22 protein-coding genes are annotated in these 21618 nt (G+C 72.6%); 14 read left to right on the forward strand and 8 right to left on the reverse strand.

Annotated features, from left to right (window positions below):
* Positions 1–154 precede the first annotated feature (154 nt).
* The 3 genes from ACQP2X_RS26460 to ACQP2X_RS26470 all read left to right on the forward strand — a co-directional run bounded on the left by ACQP2X_RS26460 (position 155) and on the right by ACQP2X_RS26470 (position 5131).
* Entirely contained in the window at positions 155–1744 is a 1590-nt protein-coding gene (locus ACQP2X_RS26460) for an MFS transporter (RefSeq protein WP_498686366.1), read from the forward strand.
* A 13-nt stretch (positions 1745–1757) separates the two neighbouring features.
* Complete coding sequence (locus ACQP2X_RS26465; RefSeq protein ID WP_498686367.1) at positions 1758–2384, forward strand: TetR/AcrR family transcriptional regulator; 627 nt, start codon at positions 1758–1760, stop codon at positions 2382–2384.
* Positions 2385–2602: 218 nt separating this feature from the next.
* Positions 2603–5131, forward strand: coding sequence for an ATP-binding protein (locus ACQP2X_RS26470; RefSeq protein ID WP_498686369.1), 2529 nt, complete (start codon positions 2603–2605; stop codon positions 5129–5131).
* A gap of 17 nt (positions 5132–5148) precedes the next feature.
* On the opposite strand, the gene ACQP2X_RS26475 is transcribed toward ACQP2X_RS26470, so the two are convergent.
* The gene (locus ACQP2X_RS26475; protein ID WP_498686370.1) at positions 5149–5757 is read right to left on the reverse strand and encodes a carbonic anhydrase; all 609 of its coding nucleotides are present in this window, start codon (positions 5755–5757) and stop codon (positions 5149–5151) included.
* A gap of 40 nt (positions 5758–5797) precedes the next feature.
* Here ACQP2X_RS26475 and ACQP2X_RS26480 point away from each other — a divergent pair, with 40 nt between their 5' ends.
* The gene (locus ACQP2X_RS26480; RefSeq protein WP_498686372.1) at positions 5798–6607 is read left to right on the forward strand and encodes a dethiobiotin synthase; all 810 of its coding nucleotides are present in this window, start codon (positions 5798–5800) and stop codon (positions 6605–6607) included.
* Here the strand turns inward: ACQP2X_RS26480 and ACQP2X_RS26485 are convergent.
* The 3 genes from ACQP2X_RS26485 to ACQP2X_RS26495 all read right to left on the reverse strand — a co-directional run bounded on the left by ACQP2X_RS26485 (position 6590) and on the right by ACQP2X_RS26495 (position 8592).
* The gene (locus ACQP2X_RS26485) at positions 6590–6853 is read right to left on the reverse strand and encodes a GlsB/YeaQ/YmgE family stress response membrane protein (RefSeq protein WP_498686374.1); all 264 of its coding nucleotides are present in this window, start codon (positions 6851–6853) and stop codon (positions 6590–6592) included. The two genes, ACQP2X_RS26480 and ACQP2X_RS26485, sit on opposite strands and share 18 nt — an antisense overlap.
* 95 nt (positions 6854–6948) lie before the next feature.
* Entirely contained in the window at positions 6949–8310 is a 1362-nt protein-coding gene (locus ACQP2X_RS26490) for a hypothetical protein (RefSeq protein ID WP_498686376.1), read from the reverse strand.
* A gap of 66 nt (positions 8311–8376) precedes the next feature.
* Positions 8377–8592, reverse strand: a complete 216-nt coding sequence (locus ACQP2X_RS26495; protein WP_498686378.1) for a CDGSH iron-sulfur domain-containing protein — start codon at positions 8590–8592, stop codon at positions 8377–8379.
* 75 nt (positions 8593–8667) lie between these two features.
* On the opposite strand from ACQP2X_RS26495, the gene ACQP2X_RS26500 reads away from it, so the two are divergent.
* Entirely contained in the window at positions 8668–9642 is a 975-nt protein-coding gene (locus ACQP2X_RS26500; RefSeq protein WP_498686380.1) for an iron-containing redox enzyme family protein, read from the forward strand.
* A gap of 28 nt (positions 9643–9670) precedes the next feature.
* Positions 9671–10483, forward strand: coding sequence for an MBL fold metallo-hydrolase (locus ACQP2X_RS26505; RefSeq protein WP_498686382.1), 813 nt, complete (start codon positions 9671–9673; stop codon positions 10481–10483).
* Positions 10484–10547: 64 nt separating this feature from the next.
* On the opposite strand, the gene ACQP2X_RS26510 is transcribed toward ACQP2X_RS26505, so the two are convergent.
* Positions 10548–11180 carry a maleylpyruvate isomerase N-terminal domain-containing protein gene (locus ACQP2X_RS26510; protein WP_498686384.1) on the reverse strand — a complete coding sequence of 211 codons (633 nt, stop codon included), beginning with the start codon at positions 11178–11180 and terminating at the stop codon, positions 10548–10550.
* A 116-nt stretch (positions 11181–11296) separates the two neighbouring features.
* On the opposite strand from ACQP2X_RS26510, the gene ACQP2X_RS26515 reads away from it, so the two are divergent.
* Positions 11297–12241, forward strand: coding sequence for a DUF2332 domain-containing protein (locus ACQP2X_RS26515; RefSeq protein ID WP_498686386.1), 945 nt, complete (start codon positions 11297–11299; stop codon positions 12239–12241).
* 72 nt (positions 12242–12313) lie between these two features.
* Here ACQP2X_RS26515 and ACQP2X_RS26520 read toward each other — a convergent pair whose 3' ends face one another.
* Positions 12314–12643 carry a nucleoside triphosphate pyrophosphohydrolase family protein gene (locus tag ACQP2X_RS26520; RefSeq protein ID WP_498686387.1) on the reverse strand — a complete coding sequence of 110 codons (330 nt, stop codon included), beginning with the start codon at positions 12641–12643 and terminating at the stop codon, positions 12314–12316.
* Positions 12644–12659: 16 nt separating this feature from the next.
* On the opposite strand from ACQP2X_RS26520, the gene ACQP2X_RS26525 reads away from it, so the two are divergent.
* The 6 genes from ACQP2X_RS26525 (at position 12660) to ACQP2X_RS26550 (ending at position 19267) form a co-directional block, all read left to right on the forward strand.
* Positions 12660–13259 (forward strand): class I SAM-dependent methyltransferase, encoded by a 600-nt coding sequence (locus tag ACQP2X_RS26525; RefSeq protein WP_498686389.1) that lies wholly within the window; start codon positions 12660–12662, stop codon positions 13257–13259.
* Positions 13256–13792 (forward strand): hypothetical protein, encoded by a 537-nt coding sequence (locus ACQP2X_RS26530; protein ID WP_498686391.1) that lies wholly within the window; start codon positions 13256–13258, stop codon positions 13790–13792. The genes ACQP2X_RS26525 and ACQP2X_RS26530 overlap by 4 nt, the downstream gene beginning before the upstream one ends.
* Before the next feature lie 6 nt (positions 13793–13798).
* Positions 13799–14338: an ATP/GTP-binding protein gene (locus ACQP2X_RS26535; RefSeq protein ID WP_498686393.1), complete on the forward strand. Its 540-nt coding sequence runs from the start codon at positions 13799–13801 to the stop codon at positions 14336–14338.
* Positions 14335–15090 carry an aminoglycoside phosphotransferase family protein gene (locus tag ACQP2X_RS26540; RefSeq protein WP_498686395.1) on the forward strand — a complete coding sequence of 252 codons (756 nt, stop codon included), beginning with the start codon at positions 14335–14337 and terminating at the stop codon, positions 15088–15090. The genes ACQP2X_RS26535 and ACQP2X_RS26540 overlap by 4 nt, the downstream gene beginning before the upstream one ends.
* A 121-nt stretch (positions 15091–15211) precedes the next feature.
* Positions 15212–16129, forward strand: a complete 918-nt coding sequence (locus ACQP2X_RS26545) for a DUF5995 family protein (RefSeq protein WP_498686397.1) — start codon at positions 15212–15214, stop codon at positions 16127–16129.
* A 36-nt stretch (positions 16130–16165) separates the two neighbouring features.
* Positions 16166–19267 (forward strand): PAS domain S-box protein, encoded by a 3102-nt coding sequence (locus ACQP2X_RS26550; protein WP_498686399.1) that lies wholly within the window; start codon positions 16166–16168, stop codon positions 19265–19267.
* Here ACQP2X_RS26550 and ACQP2X_RS26555 read toward each other — a convergent pair.
* Positions 19207–20361 (reverse strand): MFS transporter, encoded by a 1155-nt coding sequence (locus ACQP2X_RS26555; protein WP_498686400.1) that lies wholly within the window; start codon positions 20359–20361, stop codon positions 19207–19209. The genes ACQP2X_RS26550 and ACQP2X_RS26555 overlap by 61 nt on opposite strands.
* 40 nt (positions 20362–20401) lie before the next feature.
* On the reverse strand, positions 20402–20866 hold the full coding sequence (locus ACQP2X_RS26560) for a GvpU-like protein (protein ID WP_498660786.1): 465 nt from the start codon (positions 20864–20866) through the stop codon (positions 20402–20404).
* 118 nt (positions 20867–20984) lie between these two features.
* Between ACQP2X_RS26560 and ACQP2X_RS26565 the strand changes: the two genes are divergently transcribed.
* Complete coding sequence (locus ACQP2X_RS26565) at positions 20985–21611, forward strand: hypothetical protein (protein WP_498686402.1); 627 nt, start codon at positions 20985–20987, stop codon at positions 21609–21611.
* Positions 21612–21618: the final 7 nt, after the last annotated feature.

Raw genomic sequence — 21618 nt, forward strand, 5'->3', positions numbered from 1 at the left:
AGATCGGTGGCCCGTGGTGCCGGTCTCACTGCCGCCCGGTTGCGGCCCCGTAGCAATCGTGACCGGCCCCACATTCCGATACGGATACGTCTCGTTTCGCTTAGGCTCCTGGAATACGGAACAGTCTCGTATCGAAACGTGGGGGAAACGCCAGATGGACCAAACCGTGACGGCACCGGCCGGGCACCCCCGGCGCTGGGCCATCCTCGGTGTCCTGGTCATCAGCTTGCTGGTGGTCGTGCTGGACAACACCGTTCTCAACGTCGCCCTGCGGACGATCGCCGACCCGGTGCACGGGCTCGGCGCGACGCAGAGCGAGCTGGAGTGGTCGATCAACTCGTACACGCTGGTCTTCGCCGGCCTGCTGTTCACCGCCGGCATCCTGGCCGACCGGCTGGGCCGCCGGATCACCCTGGTCACCGGCCTCGCGATCTTCGCGATCGCCTCGCTGGTGTCCAGCTACGCCGACTCGGCGAACCAGCTCATCGCCGCCCGCGCCCTGATGGGCCTGGGCGCCGCGGCCGTCATGCCGGCCACCCTGTCGATCATCGCGAACGTCTTCGAGCCGCGTGAGCGCGGCCGCGCCATCGGCGTGTGGGCCGGCGCGGTCGGCCTCGGCGTGGCCATCGGCCCGATCGTCGGCGGCCTGCTGCTCGAGCACTTCTGGTGGGGCTCGGTCTTCCTGATCAACGTGCCGATCGCGGCCGCCGGCGTCATCCTCGTGCTGGCGCTCGTGCCCGAGTCGCGCGACCCGAGGCCCAACCGCATCGACATCGTCGGCGTCGTCCTGTCGGTCATCGGCCTCACCCTGCTCACCTACGGCGTGATCGAGGGCGGCGACGCCGGCTTCGGCGACCCCAAGTCGTGGGGCACCCTGGTGGGCGCGGCCGTCGTGCTGGCCGGCTTCATCCTGTGGGAGCTGCGGGTCGAGTTCCCGTCGCTGGACGTGCGCCTGTTCGCCAACCGGCAGTTCTCGGCCTCGACCGGCGTCATCGGCCTGATCTTCTTCGCCGCCATGGGCGCGATGTTCTTCGGCGCGTTCTACCTGCAGCTCGTCCGCGGCTACGGCCCGCTCGCGTCGGGCGCGCTGTTCGTCCCGTTCGCGGTCGCCCAGATGGTCTTCGCCCCGCGCAGCGCCGCGATGGTCAAGCGGTTCGGCCCCAAGGCGGTCAGCACCGTGGGCCTGATCCTGGTCGCGATCGGCCTGGCCGCGTGGCTGTTCGTCGGCGAGACCACGCCGATCTGGATCGTCGGCGCCGCGTTCTTCGTCATGGGCGTCGGCATGGCCAACGTGATGCCGCCCGCCACCGAGTCGATCATGGCGGCGCTCCCCCGGGAAAAGGCCGGCGTGGGCTCGGCCGTCAGCAACACGATCCGCCAGCTCGGCGGCGCGCTCGGCGTGGCCGCGCTCGGCGCCGTGCTCTCCTCGGTCTACCGCGACCAGCTCGGCTCGGCCACCGACGGCCTGCCGGCCGCCGCGGCCGAGGCCGCCCGGGAGTCGATCTCCGGGGCGTACGGTGTGGCGGCACAGGCCGGCCCGGCCGCGCCCCAGCTGCTCTCGCACGCCAACGAGGCGTTCGTCACGGCCATGCACTGGGCCTCGGCCGGCTCGATGGTGTTCGCCGTGCTCGGCGCCCTGGTCGCGCTCATCTGGATCCCCGGCAAGCGCCCGGCCGGCGCGCCCGCTCCGACCAGCGCCGAGGGGCTGGCCGAGGAGCAGGGCGTCGAACTGGTCGAAGCCTGACACGTCGGTAACAATGATGGACATGACCACGGCCGAGGCCACATCCGAGACCGCCCAGGAGCGTAAGGCTCCTGGGCGGCCCCGCAACGCCCAAGCGGACGAGGCCATCCTCGACGCCGTCCTCGACCTGATGGCCGAGGGCTCCAGCGCCGCCGCCGTCTCGATCGAGGCGGTCGCCGCCCGGGCCGGGGTGGGCAAGGCGACGATCTACCGTCGATGGCCCAACAAAGACGCGCTGATCATGGACGCGATCCGCGGCATGAAGGGCCCGCTGCCCGAGCCCGGCGGCGTGTCGGTCCGCGACGACCTGATCATGTTGGTCAAGGCCAACCGCAGCAAGCGGGCCAAGCGCTACAGCAAGGTCACGGCCTGCCTGCTGCCGGAGTTCCTGCGCGACGACAACCTGTTCGAGATGTGGCAGACGGTCATGGAGCCCCGGCGCGACGTGACCCGTGGGGTGCTGCGCCGCGGCATCGAGACCGGCGAACTGCGGGCCGACCTCGACATCGAGCTGGCCGTGCTCATGATGACGGCGCCGTCGATGATGCACGGCATGCTCCGCTGGGCACCCAAGGTGCCCGAGGAGGGATTCGCCGAGTCCCTGGTCGACGCATTCCTCCGCGGAGCCGCCGCGTCCTAGCCCTCTGCCGAGGCCGTAAGGGGCGCGGCCGGTCGTGCCGCTCCCCTACGTGACGGGAACGACCCCCCGTTACCGATCCGGCCGCGCATGTTCACTCTGCGGCAGATTCCGCCCGCGCGGGCGGAATCCGAACGAATCCGAATGTCCGCCGTCCGACAACCGGGGTGGCGCCCAGCGACTACCGTCGATGGTCCGCCCACCCCCCTCGGAGCCGCGCCTTGCCCGCTGCCGACCGGTTCGCCATGCTGCCCGACCCGGGGCAGGCCACGACGCTGGACGAGTTCGCCGCCGCGTTGCGGCTGCTGAAGGCCTGGGCGGGAAATCCGTCGTACGAGACGATCACCGGCCGGGTCAACGCCGGGCGGCCGGCCGCGCGGGCGGTCGGCAAGACCACCGTGGTCGACTGCTTCCGCTCGGGCCGGCGCCGCCTCGACGACGAGCTGGTCGTCGCGGTGGTCGAGGCCCTGCACAGCGACCTGGGCTACGTCACCCAGTGGCGGCACGCGCTGCGCGTGATCAGCGGCGAGTCCCGGGCCGCGGCCCAGGTGCGGGTGCAGGACGCCCTGCCCGACGACCTGCCCGGCTTCACCGGCCGCGAGGACGAGGCGGCCCGGGTGGCGGCCGCGGTCCGCGACGGCCCGGCCGTGATGATCTCCGGCATGGCCGGGGCCGGCAAGACCCGGCTGGCCGTGCACGTCGCCCACCGGCTCGGCGAGTTCGACCACGTCCTGTTCGTCACCCTGCGCGGCTTCCATCCGGACGAGACCCAGCCGCCGGCCGACCCGTCGGCGGTGCTCGACGCGTTCCTGCGCCTGCTCGGCGTGCCCGGCCAGCAGCTCCCTCATGATCTCGGGGCGCGCGCCGCGGCGTACCGGAAAAAGGTCTCCGGAACCCGGACCCTGGTGGTCCTGGACGACGCGGCGTCGGAGGAGCAGGTGCGGCCGCTGCTGCCCATGGCCGAGGGATGCGTCGCGCTGGTGACGAGCCGGCGCAGCTTCCCCGGCCTGCCCACGGTCGACGTGGGCGTCTTCACCCCCGGCGAGGCGCTGGCCTTCCTGGCCCGCGACGTGCCCGGCGTGCCCACCGGCACCGACCCCCGCGCGGCCGAGCGCATCGCCGCCCGCTGCGGCCGCCTGCCGCTGGCGCTCGCCCTGGTCGCCGGCCACATGCGGGCCAAGCCGGGCTGGACGCTGACCGACCACGCCGACTGGCTCGACGAACGCCACCGCGCGGGCCGTCTCGACTCGGGCGTGCAGTTCGCGCTCGACGTCTCCTATCGCAACCTGCCACCTGCCGGCCGCGACCTGCTGCGCCTGGTGGCCCAGCACCCGGGCCAGGACTTCGACGTCTACGCGGCGGCGGCGCTGGCCGGCTGTCCCCTCCCCGACGCCGATGCCCGCCTGGGCGAGCTCGCCGCCCACCACCTCGTGCAGCCGTCGGCCGGAGGCCGTTTCACACTGCACGATCTGATTCGGTCGTACGCCTCGGGCCGCGCCGCCGACGAGGACCGCCGGGCCGATCGCCGGGCCGCCCTGACCCGCGTCTTCGACCTCTACCTGGCCGCCGCGGCCGGCGCCATGAACCGCCTCGACCCGGTCGAGGCCCACCGCCGCCCGGCGATCGACGCCCCCGCGACCCCGCTGCCCGATGTCACCGACCCGCTGCGCTGGCTGGCCGCCGAGCGGGCCAACCTCATCGCGGTCAGCGCCTACACGGCCGCCGAGGGCTGGCCGTCCCACACGGTCCGGCTGGCCGCGGTGCTGTTCCGCTATCTGATGGGCGGCTACCACGCCGAGGCCCTGGCCGTGCACGGCCACGCCCGCGACGCCGCCCGCACGTCCGGCGACGCCCACGGCCACGCCCGGGCGCTGGCCCACCTGGCCGTGGCCGAGGTGCAGCTGGGCCGCCACGAGGACGCGGCCGCCCACCTGGAGCAGTCCCTGCAACTGTTCCGCCACGCCGGCGACGGCGTCGACCAGGCCCGCACCCTCAACAACCTCGGCGTCGCCGAGACCCGCCTGGGCCGCTACGAGCGCGCGGCCGGCCGTCACCGCGAGGCCCTGTCCCTCTACGAGCAGGCCGGCGACCGTACGGGCCAGGCCCGCGCCCTGGTCAACCTGGCCAACCTCGAGTCACGCACCGGCGACGACGCGGTCGCGGCCAGCCAGTACTCGGCCGCCCTGGCCCTCTACAAGGCCACCGGCGACGAGCTGGGCGCCTGCGGCGCCCTGTCCAACCTGGGCGAGGTCGAGACCCGCCTCGGCCGCCACGACGACGCGGTCGCCCACGTCGGTGAGGCGCTGTCGATCGCCCGCCGCCTGGGCAACCGCAGCCTGGAGGCCTGGGCCCTGGACAGCCTGGGCACCGCCCATCGGGGCCGGGGCGACCTGGCCGAGGCCACCGCCTGCCACCGGGCGTCCCTCGACATCTTCGAGCAGACCGCCGACGTCGACGGCCAGGCCTGGGCCCACAACGGCCTGGGCGAGGACGCCCAGCGCGCCGGCGACCTGGCCGGTGCGGTCGCCGCGCACACCGCCGCCCACGCGGCCGCCGTCACCGCGGCCGACCGCCAGCAGCAGGCCCGCGCCCTCACCGGCCTGGGCGACTGCCTGTGGGCCCGGGGCGACCGCGACCAGGCCCGCAAACACTTCTACGAGGCCCGGGCGCTGTGGATCGTGCTGCGCTCCCCCGAGGCCGACCGCATCACCGAGCTGCTCGACGCCGAAAACCTCTCCGGCCGCGCGTAGGGTCCGCTCCACGCGGGTCACAGCATCTCGATGTGGCCGCTCTCCAGACGGTAGATCCCGCCGACGACGTCGATGTGGCGGGCCGCGAGCGCGTCCCGGAGAAAGCCGGTCTGCCGGAGAGCGGCCGTGGTCCGGCGGATGTGGCTGCGCGTGGCTCTGTCGAGGCTGTCGCCGGGCGCAATCGCGGGAGCGATCTGGTCGGTCAGGTACACGCGGGCGCCGGACGGACGTCGTCCCGTGCGGACCGCTTCGCGCGCGGCCGCCACCGCCCGGCAGTCGTCATGGCCGAGCACGACCACGAGCGGCACCTTCAGGTCGGTCACCGCCAGCTCGACCGAACCCATCACGGCCCGGTCCAGCACGTGCCCGGCCGAACGGACCACACACAGCGCGCCGGCGCGCTGCCCGAACACCGTCTCCACCGGCACCCGGGGATCGATGCAGCCGACGACGACGGCGAAGGGCGGCCGATCGGCTGTGCCGCCGGTACGCGACGTGAAACGGGCGTTGCCCGCGCGCAGGCGGGACAGCGCCTCGACCGGGTCCGGCCGGTCCTGGTGCCGCGGCACCGGCCGGGGCGGAGCCGGTGCGGCTGTCGGGTCGGAGAACAAGCGTCCCGGGTCCACAGAAGGAGAATGCCATGCCCGGCACCGCTAAGGTATCGACGTGGATCGGGGTTGGCCGGGGCTGCGGGTCTGGATCGTCGCGGCCACGTCGGCCGATGTGGACTGGCGCGTGGCGGTGGCGGCGCTCGCGGCGGCCGCCGAGGTGCCGGTGGGGCTGGTCAGTGTCGGAGCGGCCGTCGACGACGACGATCCGGCTCGGCCGCACATGGCGGGCGTTCTCGAACTGCCCGACGTGGCGCGGCTGAGCCTCGACCAGGCGCGCGATCTGGTGACGTCCGTGCGGCGGGCGCACGGGCTGGTGCTGGTCGTGGGGCCCGAGGGTCTGCTCGTTCCGCTCGGGGCCGGCGGCTGGACGCTGGCCGATCTGGCGGAAGCCGTGCGGGCGCCGGCGGTCGTGGTGACCGGGCCGGGCGCGGACGCCGTCAACCACACGACACTCATGCTCGGCGCGCTGGCCGGCCACGGCATCGCGGCCGCGGTCGTGACCGTGGGCGAGGTCGACGAGGAGGCCTTGCCGGTGCGGCCGGCCGGGCGTGTCGGCGACGCCGGGTGGCTCGACGACATGCTCGTGGCCCGGGCCGCGGTGACGCCGGAGCCGGCCGTGCTGTCCACGAAGCCGGCGTTCAGCGGGCGGCGGATCGTGCTGGCCCTCGTCGCGGTCTTCGTGGTCATGATCCTGCTGGTGTGCGGGGTGGCCTGGTTCGGGCGGACCGAGGCCGAGTTGACGCGAGCCACCGGCTCCACGGCCGCGCCGATGCTCGCGGACTCGGCGCCCGCGCCCCGCCCTACGACGGCACCCTCAGCTGGGTCGTTATTCGCAGCAAAGTCCCAGCTACCGGTAGCTTCGTGAGCCCGACACCAGGCTGACACCGGCGGCGGCCAGGATCACCTGGATCACCAACTCGATCCAGTCGACCCCCGGCGTCTGCGCGACACCCATGGCGGCCGCGATGAACGTGCCGAGAACCGCGGCCACGACACCGATCAATATGGTCAGCCAGATCGGGATGTGCTGCCGCCCCGGCACCACGAGACGCCCGAGCGCGCCGATGACGAGACCCACGATGACGGCGCTGATCAGACCCGAGAAATGCACGGCGCTTTCCTCCACTACAAGCCCGCCCGGTCGGGCGTGAGCCCAATGTGCCGCGCCCGCCTGAGAGAAACTTGTGCGCCTCCGGTGAAATGCTCTCAGCTGACCAGGAGCCCGAGTGGCGTGCCTGTCCTCTGGAGGTGGGAGACCGCGTGGGGCAACGAGATCGGGGGCGTCGCCGGGCGTGTCTCGCCGGCCGAGGCCAGCACCCGGCTCGCGTGGCCCGGAGCCAGCGGCAGCATCGGGTAGCGGCTGGCCGCCAGCTGGTCGAGGCGGCCCCGTTCGCGGCCGAACGATGTCAGCGAGCGCCAATGCGCCAGTGTGGCCACCCGGTCGCTGTCGTGGCCGGGAGCCTCGGGCAGGACTGTCACCTCGTCGAAGGCCGGGCTTCCGGCCAGCCACCACTCGGCCGCCTCGACGGCCGGGCGGGCCGCCGACTCGCACCAGTACGGGACCAGGCCGCTCGCCTGCGTCTGCCACGGGTCGAGCAGCCGGCCGCAGGCCACCGCGCAGCGTTGCTCCACTGTCGTCCCGCGGAGCAGGTCGGCGACGCAGGCGCTCAGGGTCTCGGGCTGGGCGTACAGGACGCGGTGGGACGGGCGGCCGGTCTCGACCGCGATCCGGTTGAGGTCCATGCCGAAGGCCGGCTCACCCGAGCGCTCGGCGTAGCGGGGTGGCGCCTCCGACGGCATCGGCCAGCGGTCGACGCCCAGGTCGTCGAGGACCACCCGGAACGCCGGGTTGCCGATCGTGTAGTCGTCCGGCTGCCAGCCGCCGACCGGGCTGCCCAGCTGGAAGCTGTGCCGCGAGGTCAGCGACCGGGCCGGCCAGGTGCGCAGGTCACGCAGGAGCAGTGTGGCGCCGTCCTCGGTGATCCGGTCACGCAGGAATTCCTCGTACGCCTTCGGCATGCTGTGCCAGCGCAAGTAGAGCCGGACCGTCGAGCCGCACGGTGGTCCCCCGCGCAGCGGATCGTGCACCTGCCGCACGCTGACGCCGGGGTTGCGCTCCAGGATCCGCTCGGCCAGCGCCGATCCCCACTCGAGCGCGCCCGGCCAGTCCCCCGCGTTGCCGCCGGGCCAGGTCAGTGTCGTGGTGAAGCTGGTCGGCAGCCAGGCCGCGCCGAGCGCCACCGCCAGATGGGCCGCCGCGCCGTGCGGCGACCCGAGCAGGACGGCCGGATAGGCCGGGTCCCGGTAGTGCCCGGTCACCCACGCGGCGACGGCCTCGGCGTCGATCGCGGCCGCCGCGTAGTGCGGCACCGCCTCGGCCTGGGCCTCCCGGGCCAGCTCGGCCCGGCGCTGGTCGGGCGGAAGCTGGCCGAGGCGGCCCAGCAGCGGGATCCGGCCGGCCGACGTGCCGTACTCGCGGGCCACCACGCTCAGCAGCGACCGGCCCAGACTGTCCCCGCACACGACCCGGTCGACCGGCAGTCCGGACAGCGCCCCAAACGGGATCACCCGCATCAGCTCCCTCATTCGCCGCAGCGGCCTACCCCTTTTGACCGCGCGCAAACATGGGACTTCTCAGCGGGGCGCCGGCGTTTCCCGGCCGGTGCCGGCCCGGAAGCGGACGGCCTTGTGTGTGCCGTCGCAGAACGGCTTGACGGCGGAGCGCCCGCAGCGGCACAGGGCGATGGTGCCGCGGCCGGGATCGATGGTCTCGCCGTCGGGGGTCTGCAGCTCGAAGTCGCCCCGCACGATCAGCGGGCCGTCCTGGTACGGCACGATCTTTGTCGACATGGCCCGGCAGATGCCCGCTGAGCTGCTGATCAAACAGATCGTTTAGCCGACCGGGCCTGGGGAAGCCTTGCCGCCATGAAGCTCCCCACGGCCCGCGGCTCCGTCTCGGCCGCACTCATCGACGTGCTGGGCGGACGGGGTGGCTCCCTGCCCGTCGCGCCGGTCTTCGACGACGACGAGGATCTGCACCTGAGCCTGTTCGTCTGCTATGAGCTGGCCTATCGGGGCTGGGACGGCGTCGACGACCTGTGGGAGTGGGACCCGGACCTGCTGCGGGTGCGGGCGGCCGGCGAGCGCGTCTTCGAGGCGACGCTGGCCGAGCTGGCCGGACCGCCCGAGCGCGTCGATCCGGCCACCGTGCCGGCCCAGCTCGTGAAGATCGTCGAGGAGGACGACGGGCCGTCGCTGTCCGGATATCTGCGCGGGCGCGCCACCCTGGAGCAGTTCCGCGAGTTCGTCGCCCACCGCTCGGTCTATCAGCTGCGCGAGGCCGATCCGCACACCTTCGCCATCCCCCGGCTGGGCGGCAAGGCCAAGGCCGCTCTCATCGAGATCCAGGCCGACGAGTACGGCGGCGGGGAGCTCCCGAGGATGCATCAGGAGCTCTTCAAGCAGACGATGGGCTGGCTCGGCCTCGACACCACCTACGGGACGTACGTGGACTCGGTGGGTGCGCGGACCCTGGCCGTCAACAACGTGATGTCGCTGTTCGGCCTGCGCCGGCGCTGGCGCGGCGCGATGCTGGGCCATCTGGCGGCGTACGAGATGACCTCGACCCTGCCCAACCGGGCGTACGGCAACGGTTTGCGCCGCCTCGGCGGGGACGCGGCGTCGACCGCGTACTACGACGAGCACGTGGAGGCGGACGCGGTGCACGAGCAGATCGCCGCGTACGACCTGTGCGGCTCCTTCGCCACGGCCGAGCCCGAGCTGGCGGGGGACGTCCTGTTCGGAGCGCGCTGCGCCCTGAAGATCGACGAGTGGTGGGCGCGGGGCGTCCTGTCGGACTGGGACGCCGGGGAGTCATCGCTTCGTCACTGCGTGGTGTAGAACGCGGGGAAGTGGGAAGGCGGCCCCCATGCGGTCCAGTGTCACGTTTGTCGGTAACGCCACCACGATCCTGCGGTTGGGCAACTTCACCCTGCTCACCGACCCCGCCTTCGGCCCGGCCGGCAGCCGCGTCTACCTGGGCTACGGCGCCTGGTCGAAAAGGCTCCGCGACCCGGTGCTGGACGCCGTCGACATGCGCGAGGTCGACGCCATGCTCCTGTCGCACCTGCACGGCGACCACTTCGACCGGGCCGCCCGCCGGCGGATCGAGCCGACCCTGCCCATCCTGACCACGCCGCAGGCCGCGCGGCGCCTGCGGCGCCGCCGCTACCTGGCGGTCTGCGGCCTGCCGACCTGGGAGTGCCACGAGTACACCCGCGACCGGCAGCGGCTGCGGATCACGGCGGTGCCGGGCCGGCACGGGCCGGGCGCCGCCGACCACCTGCTGCCGGACGTGATGGGCACGGTGGTCGAGCTGGAGGTGGACGGCCGGTGCGCCCTGCGGCTCTACATCACCGGGGACACGCTGTTCGACGCCGCGCTGGCCGCCGTTCCGCGCCGGATGGGCGAGATCGACGCCATGCTGATCCACCTGGGCGGCACCAGGCTGCTCGGCATGCTGCTGACCATGGACGACCAGCAGGGCGTCGAGCTGACCCACCTGATCCGGCCCCGCCTGACCCTGCCCATCCACTACGACGACTACAAGGTGATGAAGTCGCCCCTGTCGGCCTTCCTGACCCGAGCAAAAGATCAAGGTCTTTCCGGTGTACGCCCGATCGAGCGCGGCGCGACCCTCCCGCTGCCGCTGCGCCGCGAGGTGGTCGGCGAGGCCGCGTGAGCAGAGCGCGCCGGTCGTCGCCGGTCGTCGCCGGTCGTCGCCGGTCGTCGCCGGGACAGCGTAGTCAGAGCGCGGCGATCGTCGCGGGGGCGCGCTCGGCCCGGCTGAGGGCGCGCAGGACGGCGATGGGACCGTGCTGCTCGACGGCGAGGCGGCAGAGCACGCCGATCGTGACGTCCAGGGCGGCCCGGGGCATCCCGGGTGGATCGGCGCCCACGCTGGCGGCCAGGTCGTCGCCGTGCACGGTGAGTTCGAGCAGGCGGGTGGTGAGGTAGTCGGCCAGGGTCAGCGACCACGGGCCGAACGGAAGCTGGACGGCGCGGCCGGGGTCCTCGCCCGGCAGACGGCGGCGCAACTCGGAGAGGGCCTCGCCGGCGGCTTCGCACACGGCGGCGTGGCCCGCGACGGCGGCGTCGGTGGAGACGCGGCGGATGTAGGTGTTGACCTCGCTGTCGAGGTCGCCGTCGGTCCAGGTGGAGCGGGCGAAATGCTCCGCCAGCGAGACCCGCTCGCCGGCGACCGGGGCGTCGAGCGCGGGTGGCACCTGCAGGAGCTGGCCGGCCAGGTGGGCGGCGAGCGGGCCGGTGCCGAGGCGGGCCAGGGCGCTCGGGGTGTCCCAGCGCGCGGCCACGGCCGGGTGGCCGAGCAGGGCGTGGGCGGTGGTGGCCGTTTCGAGGTAGACCTCAATGACAGTCACCGTTCCAGTGTGGACGCCTCGTCGTGATGGCTCAACTACGGGGAGTGCCACATCGCCGAGGCCGACCGCCTACCAGGGGACAGTGCGGTCGGCGAATGTCTGCGATCATGCGGACCATGACGGCCGCCGATTGGTATGACGATTTCGCCGAGCGCCAGGCGCGTGGGGTTTCGCTCACGTATGAGCGATTGGCGCGATCGGTGGCGCGCGACGACGGCCTGCTCGCGCTGCTCGAAACCGTGCCGCCGCCCAAGCGCCAGCCCAACCTGCTGTTCGGCGTCGTGCGGCTGCTCGGCGGGCCCGTGCACTCGCCGTCGGCGTTCGCGGCGTTCGTCCGGTCCCACTGGCCGGCGGTCCAGCGCGAGCTGCTGGCCCGGGCCACACAGACGAACGAGCTCAACCGATGTGCCCTGCTGCTGCCGATCCTGGCCGCGCTGCCGCAGCCCCTCGCCCTGCTGGAGGTGGGCTGCTCGGCCGGGCTCAACCTCTATCCGGACCGTTACTCGTACGCCTACGGCTCGCACCACGTCGGCACGTCCGGCCCGCAGCTGTCGTGCACGGCCACCGGGGTCCCGCTGCCGACGGAGCTGCCCACGGTGGTGTGGCGCGCCGGCATCGACCTCAACCCCCTCGACGTCACGAACCCGGCCGACCTGGCCTGGCTCGACGCCCTGATCTGGCCCGAACACGACCAGCGCCGCACCCGTCTGCGCGAAGCGGCCGCGATCGCCGCCGCCGACCCGCCCGACCTCATCCGGGGCGACCTCGTCGACCACCTGCCCGCGCTGGCCTGGTCGGCCCCGCGCGACGCGACACTGGTCGTCTTCCACACCTCGGTGCTCTACCAGGTCCCCGACGAGGCCCGCCGCCAGTTCACCTCACTGGTCGGTTCGCTGCCCGGCCACTGGATCGCCGTCGAGGACCCGGAGGTGCTCGTCTACCCCGACCTGCCCCCGGTCTCCGGCCGGCACAAGAACGTCCTGGCCTTGGACGGCAAGCCCTTGGCCTGGACCGCCGGCCACGGCGAGGGCATGACCTGGTTCGGCCCTCCTACTTTGTAGTCACCGACTCCCTAGTCGAGAACGCAGCGCCGCCCACGTCATCACCTCCGGCTCGCTGCGCGAGGTCAAGGTTTAGCGGTTGTCGCCGCTGCCGCTGAGGACGCCGCGGCGGCTGCGGTCGGCGAGCTTGGCGATGTTCGCCTCGGCGACCTCCCCCAGCGTCAGATCGAAGTGGTCGGCCAGGACGGCGACATACCAGAGCACGTCGCCCAGTTCCTTCTTCAGATCCCCGGTGTCCCACCGTGAAAAGTCGCTCCCGTGGTCGCGTACCACCTTCTTCGCCTTCTCGGCGATCTCCCCCGTCTCCCCCACGAGCCCGAGCAGCAGATGAAAGACCTCGTTGTGCTTGTCTCGTGGGGCCGCGGTCCGCAGGGCCGCCTTCTGATAGTCGTCGAGGTTCATCGCTACAGTCTCGGGCGTGACTTCGGAGCAGGTGCGTGCGGCATACGGATCGATCGCCGATCTTTACATCGAGATGTTCGGCACCCGCGAGCAGTCGCATCCCGGCGACCTGGACCTCATCGCCCGGCATCTGGCAATCCGCGACGGCCGGATCCTCGACGTGGGCTGCGGCCCCGGCCACCTGACCGACTACCTGCGCTCGCTCGGAGCCGACGCCGCCGGCATCGACATGGTGCCGTCGTTCATCGCCCACGCCCGGACGGCGTTCCCGGGCGGCGACTACCGGCTGGGCTCCTTCCGCGATCTCGGCGCCGATTCCCTGGCCGGCATCCTCGCCTGGTACTCGCTGATCCACATCCCGCCCACGGAGATCGACGACGTCCTGACCGGCTTCCGGCGGGCCATGGCACCGGGCGGCGTGCTGGTGACCGGCTTCTTCGACGGCGGCGACGTCCTGGAGCCCTTCGACCACAAGGTCGCGACCGCCTACCGCTGGCCGGTCGACGAGTTCTCGGCCCGCCTGCGCCGGGCCGGTTTCACCGAGGTCGAGCGCCTCCAGCGCCCCGCCGAGGAAACACAGCGCCGGTTGGCCGCGATCGTTAGCATCGCCGGGTGAAGCGCACACTCCTCCCGATCGCTGCCGGGGTCGCGGTCCTCGGGCTGGCCGTCCTCGGTCTCGCCGGCCGGGCCGAAGCCCCCGCGCCGCAGGTCAGCGATCTGATGGTCGACGAGTCGGTGCCCGAGCGCGCACTGGTGGAGGACGCCCTGCGCATCGACTTCGACCGCCGCCACGGCGAGGCCGGACATTTCGCCCTGGTCCCCCGCACGCGCCCACCCGGCCTGCTGCGCATGGGCATCGGCTCGAACGGCCCGGACGCGGTCGTCGACTCGTACCAGTTCGGCGAGCAGAAGCTGAGCGCCCTGGTCGAGTTGGCCTCCCGGCCCACCGACACGTGCGCCAATGCCGAGATGTGCGTGCGCAACGACCCCCGGCACGTGACCGTCTACTTCACCGGCAACGTGGCCACCACACCCCAGGTCGGCGACCCGGAGACCGACACGGCCCGCACTTTCTGGTCCAAGGCCGAGATGGTCCCGGTGTCCGAGGCGGCCTGGTTCACCGAGCTGCTCGCCCGGGGACGGGGATAGAGCCGGATGCGGGTGGCGATCTCCGGAACGCATGGGACCGGGAAGACGACGCTGGCCGAAGCGCTCTGCACGCGCCTGCCGGGACATGTGATGGTCGAGGAGCCGTACTACCTCTTGGCGGAGCAGGGGTACGACTGTGACTTCCCGCCGTCGGCGGAGGACTACCGGGCGATGATCGCCTGCTCGGTGCGGAGCCTGCTGGCGCCGCCGTCGCCGTCCGGGACGGTCTTCGACCGGTCGCCGCTGGACTATCTGGCCTATGTGGCCGCGGGCGGCGCCGACCCGGCCGAGCAGGTCGACGCGGCCGAGCTGCGCCTCGCCTTCGCGACCCTCGATCTGCTGGTCGTCACGGTGATCACGCCGGAGACCGAGCGGGTCCTGCCGGCCGCCGAGTTGCCCAGTCTCCGCACCCGCATGAACGACGCGCTGCTGGAGCTGGTCTACGACGATCCCCTCGGCGCCTGGGAGGACCTTCCGGTGCTGGAGTTGAGCGGCCCGCTCGACAGTCGGCTGGACGCGGTCCTGGCTGGCAGGCTGGGGGCGTGACGGATCGGGAGATGTTGCAGGACAAGCCGCACCGGCAGGTGGTGCGGGTCGGGGACACCGTGCGGCGGCCGCTGCAGCCGTGGTCGCCGGCCGTGCACGCACTGCTGCGGCATCTGGAGGCGGCCGGGTTTCCGTACGCGCCTCGCGTGCTCGGGATCGACGACGAGGGCCGTGAGGTGCTCACCTACGTCGACGGCGAGTCCGGGCCCGGCGGGTGGGCGAAGGTCGTCGACGAGGACGGGCTCGTGGCGATGGCGCGGCTGCTCCGGGACTATCACGAAGCGGTGAATGGTTTTCGGCCGGTGAGTGACTGGGCCGGGCGGACCGGGCCCTTGGTCGGGGACGAGGTCGTCTGCCACGGGGATTTCGGGCCGTGGAACCTGGTGTGGCACGGGAACCGGCCCGTCGGGATCATCGACTGGGACTACGCGTGGCCGGCGAAGCCGGTGCACGACGTGGCGTACGCGCTGGAATATGTGGCCCCGTTCCGTGACGACGAGACCTGCCTACGGTGGTTGCGCTATCCGGCGCCGCCGGACAGACGGCGCCGGATGGAGATCTTCGCCGCGGCCTATGGGATGGCGGTCGACGTGGACGAGGTCATCGCCCAGCAGGAGGTCGTCTGGGAGCGGGCCCGGGAGCTGGCCCGGCAGGGCCGGGAGCCGCAGGCCGAGTGGCAGGCGAGCGGCTTCCTCGACGAGACGGCCGAGCGCATCCGGTGGAGCCGCGCCAACCGGGCGCTGTTCACATGACAGCCGAGCGTGCGCCGTAGGCCTCCACCGGTCGAGTGGATTGACGGCTGTGACGGATCTCGCGGGACAGGTTACTGACAAGTTGGTGGCGAAACGGTGTTTCGCTGTGGAGGCTGTCGCCATGACTACGACGTTCGATCGTGCTGCCGCGCGGGGCAGCGCGGAGCTTCTGCGCGAGAAGCGGCTCGAGCTGTCCGCCCTGACGATCCCCTCCGGGCGGGGCTGGGCGCCGCTCGGCTCGCAGGTGACCGATTGCCTGGTGAAGCAGCCGGCGACCATCGGTGAGGTGATCGCCATGCTGGTCACCATGCAGCAGATCCTCGACGAGCTGCCGCCCAGCCCGGCCAACAACCGCGTGTCCGCCTTCAACGAGCTCTATCTGAAGATCACCCGCCGGGTGGACTCGGCGCTGGTCGACGGGGTCAACTCGCCCGAGTTCCTGGAGCGGCTCGACGTCGAGTTCGCGCGGCGCTACTTCGCCGCCATCGACCTGTGGAACAACGACAACGAGGACACGCCCGACGTCTGGGAGGTGCTCTTCAAGCGGGCCGGCGACGTCGAGATGACCCGCCTCACCGCGGCCATGCTCGGCGTCAACGCGCACATCAACCACGACCTGGCGCTGGCGCTGATCGCCACCTGGGTCGACCTGGGCGCGCCCGAGGACGACATCATCCACCCCGACTACCTGCTGGTGAACGAGATCTTCTACGAGGAGATCCCGCCGCTGCGCCGTGGCTTCTCCGACCGCTGGCAGATGGAACTGGACCGGTTCGTCGGGCCGCTCGACGACTGGAGCCAGCGCATGCTGGTCACCGTGACGCGGGCGCGGGCCTGGGACCAGGCGCGCCGCCTGTGGCTGCTGCGCCACGACGAGGACGACTTCGAGCAGGCCCGCCGCACCATGGACCGGGCCGCGTCGCTGCTGGCCGAGTGGGCGATCGCCGGTGACCGGCTGCTCTCCGAGACCGGCGACGCCGTCGCCGGCGGCCGCAACCTGCTGCGGCGGCTGTTCGGCAAGCGCGGGATGGCGGCCTAGCCTCACATAGGCCCCGGCGCCGCCGATGAGAGATACATGCTTCGTGCGGCGGCGCCACCCTCGTTCGGCGCCCTGTTCGAGTCGTCGCCGATCGGCATGGCCGTGGTCGGCCTCGACGGCGAGTGGGTGCGGGTCAACCCGGCCATCGCCGGCATGCTCGGCTACACGCCCGACGAGTTGATGGCGTGCACCCGCCGGACGGTCATCCACCCCGAGGACTACGACAACGACGCCGCGCAGGCGGCCGACCTGCTGGCCGGGCGGATCGACAGCTACCGCACGCACAAGCGCTACCGGCGCCGCGACGGCGGGCTGACCCACTGCCTGCTGACCGTGACCCTGCTGCGCGACGACGACGGTGCGCCCGCGCACTTCCTGGCCCAGCTGGTCGACGTCACCGCCACCCTGGCCGCCCAGCAGGCACACGAGCGCAGCGAGGAGCAGTTCCGCACCGCGTTCGACGGCAGCCCGATCGGGCTGCTCATCGCCGACGAGCACGGCCGGTTCCGGCGGGCCAACCCGGCCGCGGCCGAGCTGACCGGCCGCCCGGTCGACGAGCTGATCGGTCTGACCCACCGCGAGATCACCGATCCGGCCGACATCGAGGCCAGCGCCCGGGCCCGGCTCGCCCTGCTGCGGGGCTCGGCCGACGTGCAGTACGACAACCGGCTGCGGCACGCCGACGGCCGGATCAGCTGGACCCGGGTCAGCCTGTCGCTGATTCCCGGTCCGGACGGGCGCCGCTGGCGGCTCGTGCAGCTCCAGGACATCACCGCCGAGCGGGCGGCCGCGCTCGCCGCCGAGCGTGAGGTGCAGCGCCTGCGGGCCACGCTGGCCGTGCAGCGCGACGTCACCGCCGCCGCGGCCGACCGGGACGCGGCCCTGCGCGTGGTCGCGGCCCGGGCCGTCGAGCTCTTCGAGGACGCCGACGGCGCCACGGTCGAGCTCGTCCAGGGCGACGACCTGGTGTACGCCGCCACGGCCGGCACCCTGGCCGCCGCGATCAACGCCCACGTGCCGGTCGCCGGCTCGCTCAGCGGACAGGTGCTGACCACCGGCGCCCCCGCGTCCTGCTCCGACACCACGGCCGACCCGCGGGTGGACCGGGCCGCCTGCGAGCGGCACGGCATCGGCTCGATGATGATCGCCCCGCTGCACGCCGAGAACCGGGTGATCGGCTGCCTGAAGGTCTCCTCGGCGCGGCCGGGCGCGTTCGACGCCCCCGAGGTGCAGCAGCTGGCCCTGCTCGCCGACAGCCTCAGCTCGGCCCTGCAGCACGCCGACGACGCCGCCCGCAACACCGCCCTGCTGATCGAGCGCACCCACGCGCTGGCCCTGCTGGAGGCGAGCGAGACCCGTTTCCGGATGACGTTCGACAACTCGCCGCTCGGTCTCGGCCTGATCAGCCTGGCCGACGGCGTGCCGGGCCGCTACCTCCAGGCGAATCCGGCCCTGTCGGCGATCACCGGCTACGCCGCCGAAGAGCTGCTGCGCATGACGTACGCCGAGATCGTGCACCCGGACGACCGCCCGGCCGACACCACGCCGGGCCGGTCGGTCGTCCGCTATCTGCACAAGGACGGCCACGAGGTCTGGGTGTCGTCCCGGACGGCCGAGGTCCGCGACGAGACCGGCCGCCCGCTCTACCTGGTGAGCCAGGCCGAGGACGTGACCGCGCAGCGGGCCGCCGAGGCGCAGCTGCGCCGGCAGGCCCGGCTGCTGGAGCTGATCCCGGCCGCGGTGATCGTGCGCGACCGCGACGGCGTCATCCGCTGGTGGAACGCGGGCGCGGAGCAGCTGTACGGCTGGCCGCTGTCCGCGGTCGCCGGCAAGAACATCCACCGGCTGCTGTCCACGGTCTTCCCGGAGGAATGCACCGAGCAGGACGCGCTCGACGGCCTCGTGCGCGACGGGCACTGGAACGGCCAGCTCGAGCACCTGACCGCGGCCGGCCGGGTCGTCACCGTGCTCAGCCGCCAGGTGCTGCACCTGCCGGCCGATCAGATCCTGGAGATCAACACCGATGTGACGGCGGCCCGCGCCGCCGAGCAGGCCCTGGCCGAGAGCGAGCAGCGGTTCCGGGCCCAGTTCACCCATTCGGCGGCCGGTCAGGTCATCTACGGGCTGGACGGCTCACTGGCGTCGGTCAACCCGGCCTACGCGGCGATGCTCGGCCACACCGTCGAGCATCTGGTGGGCCGGCACGACCGCGAGTTCGTGCACCCGGACGACCTGCTGGAGAGCCGCCGGCACCGGGCCGACCTGTTCACCGGCGAACGGGACGCCTACACCCACGAGGGCCGCCTGCGGCACGCCGACGGCCACTGGGTCGACGTGTCGGCCACGTTCTCGGTCGTCCGCGAGGTGGGCGGCCGCCCCAAGCATCTGATCGGCGTGATCACCGACGTGTCCGCGCGCCGGGCCGCCGAGGCCGACCGCGACCGGGCCGCGGCCTCGCTGGCCGAGCGCAACGCCGAACTGGAGGCCGCCGACCGGCTCAAGCTCGACATCATCGGCATGCTCGGCCACGAGATCGGCAACCCGCTGTCGTCGATCCGCGGCTACGCCGAGGTGCTGACCGAGGGCGCCGGTGCCGCCATGCGGGAACGGGCCGTGGAGGCGATCGCCCGGCAGGCCGGCCGGCTCGACGACATCGTGCGCGAGGTTCTCGCGATGGTGTCGATCGACGCCGGTTCGCTCACAGCCGTACGGCAAAATGTCTCTCTGCGTGACCAGATCACCCAGGCCCTCGTGGCGATGGACCTGGAGGACCTGCCGGTGCTCGGCGACGACGGGCGGGCGCTGTGCAATCCCGGTCATCTGCAGCAGATCCTGGCCAACCTGCTGTCCAACGCGGGCAAGTACGGCGGCGGGGCCACGTCGATCACCGTCGGCCACGACGGCACCCGGGTCAGCGTCAGCGTCGCCGACAACGGTCCGGGCGTGCCGGCCGAGTTCCGCCCGCGCCTGTTCGAGCGGCTGGCCCGGGCCGAGCGCGACGCGACCAGCGTGCGCGGCACCGGCCTGGGCCTCTACATCGTGCGCGGGCTGGCCCGGGCCAACGAGGGCGACATCCGCTACACGCCCAACCCGGACGGCGGCTCGATCTTCGTCCTCGACCTCGAGGCGGCGGCGTAGGTCGTGCTGCCCACGAGAAAGGCCACGCCGCCCAGCGCGGCCGCGACCCCGCAGAGCACCAGCGTCGCCCGGTAGCCGAAGTGTTCGATCGTCACGCCGGAGACGATGCCGGAGACCAGGAGCCCGGCCGTGGACGCGTTGGCGAACAGCGTGGTCGCGCGGCCGGTGGCCGGGGCCAGCAGGTCCTGGAAGTAGCGGATGCCGGCCGCGCCGACGATCGCGATACCCACCCCGCGCAGAGCCTGCCCGATCACCAGCATGGCCATGCCCGAAGACACCACGGTCAGCGCGTGGTAGGCGACGAACGAGCCGAACCCGCCCAGGATCACGGCCCGCTGGCTGACCCGGGCCGGCAGCGCGGCCAGCCCCAGCGTGGCCACCACCTCGACCGCGGCGCAGACACTCAGCAGCACACCGACCGACGCCGCCGTCTGGTGCAGGCCCCGGGTGACGAACAGCGGCAGGGCCAGGCTACCGGCGAACATGGCGGTGAAGAACAGGGTGACGCCGGCGGTGAGCAGCACCGGGGTGCCGCCCGGGGCCGAGGTGGTGACCTCGGCGGCCCGGGGCCGGGGCACGGCGAGCAGGGTCAGGGCGGTCACGAGGAAGACGGCCGCGGCCGCCCACATCAGCCATGTATATCCGCTGCGGGACAGCACGAGCGCGCCCAGCAGCGGGCCGACGGCCCAGGCCAGCGACCAGGCCGACCGCAGCAGCGGTGCCGACCGTCGCCCGGCCGCGCCGTCGCCCAGCGCGGAGCGGGCCAGGGCGAACACCTGGGGAAAGGCGGCACCCATGGCGCCGAGCACGGTCGCCGCCATGAGGAGCAGCACGAAGAAGCTCGACACCCCGGGCAGCAGCGCGTAACCCACGGAACCCAGCGAGATCACGGCGATCGCGTACCACCGTGAGGGGTGCCGGTCGAACCGCCGGCCCAGCCACCAGCCGATGGTGATCCCGCCGAGGGCGAACACCGACGACCAGACGCCGATCTGCCACGGCGTCAGACCGACGACATCGGCGCCGAACAGCACGATGTACGAGTGGGCCATCGAGTCGGCGATGCCGAGCAGGAAGACGGAGACGAAGAACACCGGATCTTCGTACCGGGCCGCCCGATCGAGCGACAGCTATTTAAATGCTGGCTCCCGGCGTCCAGCCCGAGATGTCGGCCAGCCGCCCACGCCACAGTCGGCCCTTGGTGGCCTGGGTGCCCGGGTAGTGGATCCGGGCGTTCCGCAGGTGGATGTAGCGGGTCGGGGTCATCAGGGCCGCGTACTGCCGCTGGGTGACCTCGTCGCCGACGTCCCGCGACTTGATCGCCGCGTGAGCCAGGTCGGACTGCTCCTTGACGTGCTCGGCGGTGCCCACGTAGAACGCGTCCTCGTGGTCGTTGAGCTCGCTGACCTCGGCGAACCACTGCCACTGCGGGATCAGCTCACCGCTGATGAGCAGGCCGCCGACGCTGAGACCGAGCGGCACGCCCGGGTCGACGGCGTCGCTGAGGCGGTCCATCTGCGAGACGTAGGTGGCGAGCACCCCGTCCGGTTCGGCCCAGTCGAAATGGGCCGCGCCTCCGATGAGCATCGGCTCGAACACCACGCACCCCTTTCGGTCGGCTTTCCCCCGAAAGCCGACTCTAGGTGAGCCGACGCCCCGTTATACGGCTTTCGGCCGACTCGGCCATCGTGCACGCGCTCGCTACGCTGGGCCGACCATGGATCTTGTCGTTCCCGCCGCCCTCGTCGCCGACGTGCGGATGCCCGCCCTGGCCGTCACCGACGGCTCCCCCGACCCCGAGTGGGTCGCCGTGCCGATGAGCATGCTGCGCTTCCGCCGCCGCCCGTCCCAGCTCCTGCCCGTCGACGCCCGCACGGCCCGCGCCGTCCGCCGTTACATGCGCCTGGCCCCGCTGTCGTTCCTGATCCCTCTGGCCTCGATCGTGCTGTTCATCGTCGGCGCCGCCGAGGGCTCGACGCTCGCCCTGGTGGGCGGCCTGATCGGCCCGCTGTGGGGCTTGACCGAGGGCCGCGGCCTCCCGAAGCAGGAGCCGTCCCGCACGCACACGGGCGACCTGCGCATCTCCAACGTCCCGCTGGAGGTCGCCCAGGAGTGGATCAGGCTGAACCCGGGCGTGACGGTCACCGACGTGCCCGCCCCGCGCCGTTATTCCCGCCGCTTCTACGCCTCGTGGGCGATCGGCCTCGTGGCAGCGTCCCTCGCCTTGGCCTTGGTGCTGGCCAACAACGGCCGCGAGGACAACTTCCTGCTCCAGTTGCTGGTCCCGCTGCTGTTCATCGCCGGCGTCTGGACAGCCACGAAAACCGCACCCCGCCTCTCATAGCCAGTTT

It is taken from the genome of Actinoplanes sp. CA-131856, from assembly GCF_050956135.1.
Taxonomy (GTDB): Bacteria; Actinomycetota; Actinomycetes; order Mycobacteriales; family Micromonosporaceae; genus Actinoplanes.